This is a genomic window from Methanosaeta sp. UBA356 (genome assembly GCF_002496465.1).
In the GTDB taxonomy this organism is placed as follows: Archaea; Halobacteriota; Methanosarcinia; order Methanotrichales; family Methanotrichaceae; genus Methanothrix; species Methanothrix soehngenii.
Window position 1 is genome coordinate 18,638 of sequence record NZ_DAKC01000053.1, and the last position, 10,354, is coordinate 28,991.

13 protein-coding genes are annotated in these 10,354 nt (G+C 52.8%); 8 read left to right on the plus strand and 5 right to left on the minus strand.

All coding sequences use genetic code 11. The features are described 5' to 3' along the window. The first annotated feature begins 141 nt into the window (after positions 1–141). The 6 genes from BP727_RS04515 (at position 142) to cfbD (ending at position 4,571) form a co-directional block, all read left to right on the plus strand. Positions 142–345, plus strand: coding sequence for a hypothetical protein (locus tag BP727_RS04515; protein ID WP_273278204.1), 204 nt, complete (start codon positions 142–144; stop codon positions 343–345). A gap of 75 nt (positions 346–420) precedes the next feature. Further along, entirely contained in the window at positions 421–1,014 is a 594-nt protein-coding gene (locus BP727_RS04520) for a flavodoxin family protein (protein ID WP_273278205.1), read from the plus strand. A gap of 39 nt (positions 1,015–1,053) precedes the next feature. Continuing rightward, entirely contained in the window at positions 1,054–1,635 is a 582-nt protein-coding gene (gene afpA, locus BP727_RS04525) for an archaeoflavoprotein AfpA (RefSeq protein WP_342475077.1), read from the plus strand. A gap of 229 nt (positions 1,636–1,864) precedes the next feature. After that, complete coding sequence (cfbA, locus tag BP727_RS04530) at positions 1,865–2,260, plus strand: sirohydrochlorin nickelochelatase (RefSeq protein ID WP_273278206.1); 396 nt, start codon at positions 1,865–1,867, stop codon at positions 2,258–2,260. Continuing rightward, complete coding sequence (gene cfbE / locus BP727_RS04535) at positions 2,212–3,465, plus strand: coenzyme F430 synthase (protein ID WP_286857597.1); 1,254 nt, start codon at positions 2,212–2,214, stop codon at positions 3,463–3,465. The genes cfbA and cfbE overlap by 49 nt, the downstream gene beginning before the upstream one ends. Before the next feature lie 5 nt (positions 3,466–3,470). Then, positions 3,471–4,571, plus strand: coding sequence for a Ni-sirohydrochlorin a,c-diamide reductive cyclase catalytic subunit (gene cfbD, locus BP727_RS04540; protein WP_276620438.1), 1,101 nt, complete (start codon positions 3,471–3,473; stop codon positions 4,569–4,571). A 68-nt stretch (positions 4,572–4,639) separates the two neighbouring features. Here cfbD and BP727_RS04545 read toward each other — a convergent pair whose 3' ends face one another. Beyond that, positions 4,640–4,828 carry a protein translocase SEC61 complex subunit gamma gene (locus BP727_RS04545; RefSeq protein WP_013719548.1) on the minus strand — a complete coding sequence of 63 codons (189 nt, stop codon included), beginning with the start codon at positions 4,826–4,828 and terminating at the stop codon, positions 4,640–4,642. Between the two features lie 142 nt (positions 4,829–4,970). After that, positions 4,971–5,351, minus strand: a complete 381-nt coding sequence (locus BP727_RS04550) for a GerW family sporulation protein (protein WP_273466934.1) — start codon at positions 5,349–5,351, stop codon at positions 4,971–4,973. Positions 5,352–5,561: 210 nt separating this feature from the next. Between BP727_RS04550 and BP727_RS04555 the strand changes: the two genes are divergently transcribed. Further along, positions 5,562–6,182 carry a methyltransferase family protein gene (locus tag BP727_RS04555; RefSeq protein ID WP_276620442.1) on the plus strand — a complete coding sequence of 207 codons (621 nt, stop codon included), beginning with the start codon at positions 5,562–5,564 and terminating at the stop codon, positions 6,180–6,182. Between the two features lie 72 nt (positions 6,183–6,254). On the opposite strand, the gene BP727_RS04560 is transcribed toward BP727_RS04555, so the two are convergent. The 3 genes from BP727_RS04560 to BP727_RS04570 form a co-directional block, all read right to left on the minus strand. After that, positions 6,255–7,250, minus strand: coding sequence for a ketopantoate reductase family protein (locus BP727_RS04560; protein ID WP_273270857.1), 996 nt, complete (start codon positions 7,248–7,250; stop codon positions 6,255–6,257). Between the two features lie 64 nt (positions 7,251–7,314). Beyond that, positions 7,315–8,631, minus strand: coding sequence for a C45 family autoproteolytic acyltransferase/hydolase (locus BP727_RS04565; protein ID WP_273278212.1), 1,317 nt, complete (start codon positions 8,629–8,631; stop codon positions 7,315–7,317). 207 nt (positions 8,632–8,838) lie between these two features. Continuing rightward, the gene (locus BP727_RS04570; protein ID WP_273270860.1) at positions 8,839–9,468 is read right to left on the minus strand and encodes a GrpB family protein; all 630 of its coding nucleotides are present in this window, start codon (positions 9,466–9,468) and stop codon (positions 8,839–8,841) included. Between the two features lie 62 nt (positions 9,469–9,530). Here BP727_RS04570 and BP727_RS04575 point away from each other — a divergent pair, with 62 nt between their 5' ends. Continuing rightward, positions 9,531–10,205: a PAN domain-containing protein gene (locus BP727_RS04575; RefSeq protein ID WP_273279057.1), complete on the plus strand. Its 675-nt coding sequence runs from the start codon at positions 9,531–9,533 to the stop codon at positions 10,203–10,205. The last annotated feature ends 149 nt before the right edge of the window (positions 10,206–10,354 follow it).

The window sequence follows — 10,354 nt, forward strand, 5'->3', positions numbered from 1 at the left end:
AATTATGAAAGGCCATTTATGGAGGGATTTTATTGAATATCTTTTGTATCTTGTACATACTTCTAAAAATCAATGAAAAGATTTATTGATATCATTTTTGACAGCAATGTTTTTATTCTTACACGTACTAAGTTGAAGATCATGGCAGGCGTTCTCGAACAACTGATCTGGCCCCTGCACAGAAGGCCAAGAATGGAGCCCAAGGCACTCTTTGAAATCGATTTAGATAGGAAAGCCCGAGAGCTAGAGACTGCAAAGGAGATCCTGCAAGAGGTCTTCGCCACCAGCCTGGCGGAGGTGGATGAGATGATCAGGCTGCGCCTGGAGGATCGCGGCCTGCTGTGATCTTCTGCCTCGTCCCTTCTGCCAGTGCAGTCCTGCTGGCAAATCTGAAATATCATCAGCTCCTTATAGAATACCATGATTCTCGGCATATCAGGCAGCCCCCGCAAGATGGCCACGGAGCATATCCTGGGCATGGCCCTTAAAATGCTGGAGGAGAGGGGCTATGAGACTGAGCTTTTTGCCATGCGAGGCAAGAACATCAGCCCCTGCAGGCACTGCGACTACTGCCTGAAGAACAAGGAGTGCATTGTCAAGGACGACATGTATCAGCTCTACCCCTTGATCCGGGAGGCAGAGGGCTTCGTGCTGGCCACCCCGGTCTATAACGGCAGCATGAGCGCCCAGATGAAGATCGCGATAGACAGGACCCGAGCCACTCTGGCCGCAGAGCCCCGATCATTGAGGCGCAAGCCGGGCATGGCGATAGCCATAGGGGGCGACCGCGTGGGCGGCCAGGAGCTGGCGGTGCAGCAGATCCATACCTTCTACATTCTCAATGGCATGATCCCGGTGAGCGGGGGCTTCTTCGGCGCCAACCTCGGTGCAACCTTCTGGTCTCATGACACTCTGGAGGAGGCTGAAAAGGATGAAGAGGGATTCAGATCCCTGCGGAAGACCACCCGTCGGTTCGCCGAGACCCTGGAGTGGTTGAAAAATATCGAGAAATAAAAATGTCCTCTCAGGTAAGGTTTCAGCAGTTTTAGGTGGATGGCTATGGCAAATAAAGAGGCAAAGAGAAAGATCGCCTGGGGAATTACGGGCAGTGGCGACCGCATCACAGAGACGGTCGAGAAGATGATCGAGCTGCAAAAGCAGTATGAAGATGTGGTGGATGTAAGGGTCTTCGTCTCCAAAGCTGGAGAGCAGGTGATAAAGTACTACAAGCTCTTCAATACCCTGGAGAAGCACTTCGATAAGGTCTGGGTGGAGATCAACTCCAACTCCCCTTTCCTTGCCGGCCAGCTGCAGGTGAGGCGCTATGAGTTCCTTCTCCTGGCCCCCACTACCTCCAACACCGTAACCAAGATCGCCCTGGGATTGGCGGACTCTCTGCTATCCAATGCCGCCATCATGTCCCAGAAGGCATTTGTGCCCACCTATATCATGCCCTGCGACTATGCCCCTGGGATCTTAACCACAATCCTCCCCGACGGGAGCGAGATGAAGCTGCGCATCAGAAAAGAGGATGCAGAAAACGTGGATAAGCTTCGCCGCACCGAGGATGTCTATGTGCTGGAGACTCCTGAGGAGATCGCCGGGGTCTTTGAACAATACTTCTCACGCCATTGATCTCTTGTCGACGCGCTCAGGCCATGATATTCTGGCCAGGGATATGATTTCCTGGCCTCTCGGGCCTTCTTTTTTAAAAATCGGCCGCTCTTTTTTTTTTGCTACTATTCTGGGCGAATAGTTCCACTCTTTCATCTCTTAATGGCCGATTGTCTCGAAAGGGTTTAGTACTCACGGCTACAATCCCCATCTTAACACGGGAACAGTCAAAAGTAATACTGGTGATCTCATGAAGGACGTAGGCATACTTGTACTCGGACATGGATCCAGCCTGCCTTTCAACAAGGAGCTGGTGGAGTCCCTCGCGCAGATGATCGGCAAGAACAATAGCTCCGGACCGGTCAGAACCGCTTATCTGAATATGAACCAGCCAGACATCCCCACCGGCCTGAAGAGCTTCCAGGGCACCGGTGTGAAGAAGATCGTCGCTCTGCCTCTCTTCTTAGCCCATGGCGTTCACACCCGCCAGGATATACCGCATGAGCTGGGCGTGGACCCGGAGAAGCGCAGAGGCGTCTTGAACATCTGGGGGGATGAGGTGGAGGTAATCTGCGCCGAGCCCCTGGGCGTGGACGAATGCATAGCAGCACTGGCGATAAAGCGGGCAGAAGAGTCTCTAGAGTAGCTGTCCTGGATACCATCCACGGGGCAAACGTCATCGCCCGAAGGATGGTTGAGTGCGGCATCCAGGCTGAGCCCCTGGAGGTGTACCATCATACCGCCAGCCTCGACGCCTTCGATGAGGTGGTGGCCCCGGTACACCTTCCGCCAGATAATCCTCATTTGATCCAGGCGAAAGGTCTGGGAAAGAGGATCATCAGCCATCATCAGGCAGCGGGCGAGCTCATGGGCTCGATCGATGATGATGTGGTGAAAATCGAGGTCACAGGAACGCACAGCAAGACCACCACAGCGCTTTTATTGGCCATGATCCTCTCCCGCCAAAAGAGGGTCTTATCCCATACCACTCGCGGCCTGGAGATCTGGTCCGGCGGCAGACCTCAACTCCTGAAAGAGGGGCTGAGCATCACCCCTGCCAATGTGATCCTGGCGGCCCAGGAGGCTCTGGCCCAAGGAGCAGAGGCCCTGATATGCGAGATCTCATTGGGCGGCACGGGTCTTGCGCAATTGGGGATTTTAACCAGCTTCACCAATGACTACCGCATTGCCGGCGGCACCAAATGGGCAAGCACCGCCAAGCTGCAGATGCTTTCTTTAGCCCGACGAGGATCGAGGCTGGCGGCTAATGCGGATTGCAGAATCTCGCCCGATATCTCCTTTGCCAAAGGGGGCCTGGTCCGGGCCCTGCCGGATGGGCTGATCTATGGAGAGGAAAGGCTGGGGCTATATTTAGGCGAGGATTTGGATTTCGCCAGCTATCAGACGGCAATATCCGGGGCGGCAGCGGCTGCCGAGCTCCTGGAGCTGGAGAGGGAGGATACTATTAGGGCGCTTGAGGGATTCGGTGGCTTTTCCGGCCGGATGAAAATCGAGCGACTGGGCGGGCGGACGGTATTCGATAGCTCCAACTCCGGGCTCAAGGTCAGTGATATCGAAAGAGCCATGGACAAGGCTAGGGGCCCCAATCTGGTGGCAGTGGTGGGAGAGGATGCCCAGACGGTCTGCGAGGGCCTGGACATACCACGTCTCGCGGAGCTTCTCAGGAGGAGGCGCTCGGAGATCGAGGATCTGGTCTTAGTGGGAGAGAGGCTCCGCCCCCTGGCTAGAGAGCTTGGGGCAGAGACGGCCCAAGACCTCGGGGAGGGGCTCGAGAAGGCAGAATCCTCTCGCCCCAAAAGGCTGCTTAGTGCGGTTAAGTGTTTCAGGTGATAATAATGGCAAGCGAAATGCAAAATTTGAATGTACTTCATCCCAGGCCGAGCTCAATTGTGGCCGCTTTATACACACTGCGCGACCTGGGAGCTGATGTGGTCATATTGCACGGCCCGAGCGGATGCTGCTTCAAGCACGCCCGGCTTTTAGAGGAGGATGGGGTGAGAGTTCTGACCACAGCTTTAGATGAAGCGGGATTCGTCTTCGGGGGCCACAAGCCGCTGACCGCTCTTCTCAAGAAAGCGGTGGAGCTGTTTAATCCCCAGCTGATGGCCATATCCGGAACCTGCAGCAGCATGATCATCGGCGATGACCTGCATCAGGCAGTTTTAGAGGCGGACCTCGATATACCGGTGCTCGAGGTGGAGGTTCATGCCGGATATAGGGATAACACCAAAGGGGTGATCATCACCCTGGAGGCAGCAAGGGATAAGGGGATAATTGATGAGGCGGAGTTCGTTCGCCAGAAGACCCTGCTGGAGAAGGCGACTGAGGTGGAGAGGCTCCGGGGAGCGGCCAGCGCAGAGTACCTCGCACCGGAGAGGGGCGACCTGAAGTATCAGGCGTCAGAAAGGCTTTTGGAACTGATTCGGCAGGGGAAGCGCGGCCTGAACATCCTCAATGCCAAGAAGGAGACCGCCTATATGTTTGCCGATATTACGGCAGCCGTGGCTGAGGTGGCTGGAGAGCAGGTGGATACCCTGGCCAACCTGAACGATCAGCTCGGCCTGCCCAAGGTGAGGAGGGACGCTGTCAATGTCGCTGGCGACCTTCGGGGCAGGGGCGTCCAGTTCAGCATCATCGGCGGCCTGGATGAGTATCCAGTTACAGGGGACGTCATCGCCCAGCGGGCCCAGGAGGGCGGCTACGACTTTGCCGTCGTGTCCGGTGTGCCCCATGCCCTGACCGCGTCTGCTCTCCAGGGCCTGGAGATCTTCTCCATAACCAATGGGCCTCGTCAGGTCAAGCCCCTGCGCGATCTGGGCCATCAGCATGTCATGGTGGAGATCGATTTGCATCCCAAGACCATGGGGGTGACAAGCATAGTAGAATCGGAGTTTGGAGCCACCCTCCGGGCCATGAATAAGGCCCCGGCTAAATAGGATGGATAAAGAGATAACAAAGACAAAGCAAAGCTAGTTTATGGCTGCTCTCGGCTGAGCAGCCTTTTCTAAAACATCTTGGGAAGTTCTGTGAGCAATGCGTATATGACAAAGCCAATGGATCCGATGATGCCTATGCCGGCCATGGATACCTTGGCGATCATGTTGAACTCTTCTCTGGTGGGCTTTCGAGCCAGCTTCAGGACGCGAATGTATTCGTTTATGTTAGTGGAGGGCAAGGTAACGCCTAAATCCACATCGTCCAGGTCCAGTTTGCTCTTCAGATCCAGCCTACTCTTGTGATCGGGCTTTTGCCTGGCAGAGCTCTTCTTCTCCGCTTCGATATTTCCCTCGCTCATTCTCCAGAAGGAATGAATTGGAGTATAAAAAAGCTTTCGATCAGCTCTCTTGGCTTGAGCCCTCTATCTCCACCCGGCTCTCCTTTTTGCGGGATATGTTCTCCACAAACCTGGGAATGGCCTCTGCCAGGTGATCGACCAGGGTGTCACGGCTCTCCTTCATCCTCTCTATTCTCACTCCATGCTGGTCGATGATCACAACTGCTATGGGCTTCATCCCCAGGCCACCCCCGCCTGCTCCACCCGCGGGATCGGTCTCTTTTCCAGTCCCGGATCCTGCGCCAAAGCCCATCCCCACGCTCATCAGGGGTACGATGGTCTTTCCCTCTATTGTGATGGGATCGCCAACTGCGGTCCGGGGGGAGAGGGACTTTTGCATCTCCGTGGTTATGGTCTTCAGAATATCAGTCAGTCCTTCCATATCCTCAGCTCCTCTCGAATATTGTTGCGGATGGATGAAAAAGCTTTCTTCTGGCAATAAATGCGGTCTTTGCTTTTCCCTGAGCTGTGACCCACTCCTTCAGCCACTCACAGAAAGGTACTTAAAGATCAATGCACTTAGTTCACCAGGCTTAGTTCACAACCGAATAGTACGCAATATCGAAAATGAAATCAAATCAGATGATCTGCTATGGTGTTGAATGAGGATATTTGGTCTCACTTTGGAATGTGGTGGGCGGTCCTTATCTGGATTGTCATTTACGGCGTCTTTCTTCTGTTCGTTCCCTTCTATAAAAAAAGCCATATAAAGCCGGCTGGGGTCTATGCCGCTTTTGTGCTGGCATTTGCGGTGGAGATGTTCGGCGTTCCCTTCAGCATGTATGCCCTGGGCTGGCTGTTTGGCATCTGGCTCCCGGAGGGGGTGTTATGGGGCCATACCCTGGGGCAGTATATCGGCCTGTGGGGGATGTATCTGGGGATCGTAGTCTCCCTGCTGGGCATTGCCCTGGTGCTGGTCGGCTGGAGGAAGATTCACCAGGAGTACTGGAGAATGGAAGCTGGAGAGGGAAAACTGGTGCAGACGGGCATATACCGCCACATCCGTCATCCGCAATACATCGGCTTCTTTTTGATCACATTTGGAATGATGCTGGAATGGGTCACAATACCGTTGCTCATCCTGTATGTCCTGCTGCTCGTCCTCTACTACCGGCTGGCGAAAAGAGAAGAGGCGGATATGGTTAAGGAGTTTGGAGAGGATTATATTGAGTACAAAAAGAGAACTAAGATGTTCATACCCCATCTTATCTGAGCATCTTCTGGCGCAGTGATCTATGGAACGGAGCAGAAGGCGGTCAGCATTGCCGGTGATCTGATTGCAGCTTCAGACCAGTTCTAGATCCCCGGACCCCTGGTCCACCCTCTTCTCCTTGAACTTAATGAGCAGGGTGAGAATGTCATTGTAGGGGGTAGGGATCTCATTCTCACTGGCCAAGCGGGAGATAGCTCCGTTCAGTGCCTCGATCTCCGTCTTTCTCTTGGCCAGGATGTCCTGCAGCATGCTGGCGCGGTGATCCCGGGTGGGTGGGAGCTGGGTCTCCAATAGAAAGCGGTAGTAATCATCTGCTCCTTTGTAAGGAAGGGAGACCTTCAGGGCCCGGCAGACCAGGAAGATCTCTTCTATGATACCCCGGATGATCTTCCTCGTCTCCTCATTCTCTCCAAGCCGGCCATAGGGAACCTCCAAGATGGCCCCCAGTGGGTTTAGAGAGCAGTTGTAGAGCACCTTACCCCATAGGGCAGACCAGATATCCTCTTTTGAGACCACCCTGGCCGGGATGCCGGAGAGCAGCAGGTCGCCATTCAGGGTCTGCAATAAAGCCCGGTTCACGGGGGAGAAGGGCTCGCCTAAGAGGACGTCGTCCGCATTCACCGTTACGTTGGCCTGGCCGGGGCGGGGGATCTCCGCTCCGAAGATCACCCGCGCTCCCACCGTCCTCTCCCTGCCCACAAACCTGGCGATCGTCTCCCAGTTGCCCAGGCCGTTCTGGATGGAGACCATGATCCCGTCCTCTGCTAAGAATGCTGCTGCCTCCCGAGCGGCCGTTTCCGTGTCCTTGGATTTGACCGATAGGAGGATGGTCGAGAATCTCCTTTCTCCATTCAGGGGATCGGAAAGAATATCGATTTCCTCTGGAGGGACGAGGTGCTCGCCCCATATGCCTGTGATCCTCAAGCCCTTCTCTTTCATGGCCAAAAGGTGAGATCCTCTACCGGCAAAGGTCACAGATCTATTGATCTCGTGCAGGAAGCCACCCAGGACGCTGCCAATGGCTCCTGCGCCGTAAATGAGATAGCTAGGGCTTGGGCTCTTGTTCATTAGAGGGATGCTTTGTGCGGACGACTTAAGAGGATTTCGAAATAAAAAGTTGCAGAGAGAAACCTCAGCTGAACAAAGAGCTCAGGTTTACCTCTTGCCATGGCTGTTCTGCGGTCTTCATCCAGAGAATTCTGGTCTGGGGAACAAAGACAACCTGATGATTGGTAGAGAAATTCATGCCTCCCATGGTGTAATGGAGGAAAGTGGCTCCGCCATCCTCAATGAGAACATCCCGAATCTTCATCATCCTGCTCGCATCAATGCTTCCCTTGTTCTCTTCGGATAGGTTTAATAGGTTGTTATATCGCCGGAAAGAATCCTCATCGGATATCTCAATATGCCATGTAGGATCGAGGAAGTGGTTGGCGGCCGCGATCAGATCTGGCCCTTCTCTTCTCTTTGTCTCATACAGGTTCATTTCATAAGAATATGCTTTGTCCGGACCTGCGACATTTACTATCCATGATGAATCCGGCCTGGTAGACATGATGCCTGCATCGAGCTGCTCTAATGTCGAATAATCCAGCATTAGCCTGAAGAACTGAGAGATAATGTCGGGTCGGTTATCAAGAACAAGGCCCCCTCCCGATTGCCCAGAGTTATCATCTGCTACTAAAAGCCCGGCGCTGTTCATCAGGGTCTCAGGCCTTGATCCGACGGGACCAAATGTCGCAACTCCATTGCTCCCATCGGTTGGATTGTAGATGACCAGCACATAATAGGGATTGAAGATCAAGAAGACATCTGGTAGATCCCAGTTGCGGGAGACGACTAGAGTGCCATCGGGCGTGTAATTTCCCCATGCAGCGAGGAAGGAGCATGAGGCCCGTGTAAGATTGGGGAGGGCGACGAAGAGAACTGGCCCATAATACAAGACCTCAACATCTTCCTCAGCAATGCCCGAGGTTTCTGCTATGCCTTCATAGATGGATTTCATCCTCTCAGGCTGATACTCGCAGCCTTTGCTGCCTATCTCGCGGATCTGTTCTGCAGAATATCCCCGTTCGCTGCTGAAGCTTTCAATGATCGAGTGTACCGATTGAAGTTCATCCTTCATCAGGGCGCCATATTGGCGACCCATTTCCCTGTAAGATCCGTTTAGCACGATTACATCATAAGCGCCAGCCTTATACCTAATTCCTCCTTCAAAGGCCGCAACAGGTGTCAAGTTGCCTATTGCTTTGCTGGCATTCAGGTCAAACACCATTTTGCCTTCGGCTGCCGGCCCGGTCTGAAGACTGCTATTCTCTGTAAAAGCAGTCTTAATATCATCATCATCATTCATAATGGCCATCACCGGTTGATTGATCATGGCCACAAGAAAGGCTGTTAGCAATGTCCTTAATATCGTCTTTCTCAAGTCCTTTGTATGAAGTCTCAAATCATTCCCCACCCAATATATCTATTATATTCGTTATAAACTTGCCGTTCTTTCCGCCATGATGAGTCAGGTCGATGGCTCCCCAGTGACCGAAAAGAATATGCTTGACTTTGCGGCAGGGCAAGGCGAGCCTTTTTTGTTCGGCATCGAGGATGGAGCTGCCGAGGCGTTCTTCAAAGGAGCGATGCTTTTCTCGGGCCCAGAATGTCACCAGCGATGATCACAAAGAGTCTTTATCTCATAATCCAACCTTGCCTGCGCCATCACTCTGAGAATGAAGTCAGTCTTCCCTTTTGTATAGGCCAAACGGTCATTTGGATGCATGCCTGCCAGACGGATCTTCAACCTCTGGTAATCCTCAGCCACATCGGGATGCTGGATTAGATAATCTCTGAATAGGAGCCTATCCCAATGCTCAAAATGGCCCTCTACCATGTGGATGTGATGAGTTCTCCTGCCGCAGGAGTCACGCCTGATAAACCAGGCATAAAAGGGCGGCGTGTCATCGCCCCAGGTCGGCCTCCAGAAGTAGTCGTATCCCTGCGATTCCAGGATGGGCACAATCCTGCGCCGGGTCTCTTCGAGGCTTGCGACCTCCACCAGCATATCGATGATCGGCTTTGCAGCAAGGCCGGGCACGGCGGTGCTGCCGAAGTGCTCGATTCTCCCGATGAGTTCACGAGGCAGACATGTCAGCAGATGTTCCTTCTCTTCGAGAAATAGCCTTGGCCACTCTGGGCTATAAGGCTCAATGGCAATGTCCTCCTGCACCGCTCTTCTAACTCGATCTTCAAGCGTCTCTGTCAATTCAACCTCTTGCGATTTGGTTTGCTTCATGGAATGGCGCTTTGAGATAGTCATAAATATTAATGATATGTACCGTAGTTCAAGTGGTATCTATGGGATGGGAACAAAAATTAATTGCCTTGCTGATGATAGCGGCGGCCTTGACGACGACGGTTGTTGCTATTGATCAGCTGAAAGGTATAACGTATTGGGATGTTGCCGAGATAACCAATCCATCTGGACATCATGAAATAGGGGATTATCACCAGGTCCCGTGGCGTTTCGAATCCTCTGATGCGAATGCTAACGCAGGTACTGTGGAAGCTACAAATTTGTGGGTTGGTACTTGGAATGCTGTGGGGCCATGTACGATCTACTGCAAGATGACCTCAGGATACGACGAATGGTATCTCACGTTTATTAATCCAAAATATTTTATTGCGTATAAGAACGATGTGTATCTATACAGATTTGGACATCTCAGGGGTGTTGGTGGAACGTCAGCAGCCGTAACACCCACCCCAGTCGTACCGTCTGACAATGGCGGCAGCAATGCTATAAGCTTGGAGCAAAACACAGACAGACCAGGAATGAATTACAAGAACTATGCCACAAGCCAAGATCCTCAGATTTGCGCCAATGACTGCGCAAACGATCCTAATTGCAGGGCTTTCACATATGTCAAACCTGGTGTTAGAGGGCCTAATTCTCCGCCCGAATGCTGGTTGAAAAATGGTGTTCCAAATGCAGTTTCAGGAGATTGTTGTGTGTCGGGTGTGAAGATTTAAGGTAGTCGGTGGGGGCGAATTGACCTTCTTTTTTTCCTATATCTAGCCCAATTGTTCTTAACGATTGCTACAGCTACAGAACGCCGTAGAATGCTTCGAGAGGGCTCTGGAGATAACCCAGGGAGCAACTATTCAGCCACCCAGTCGAA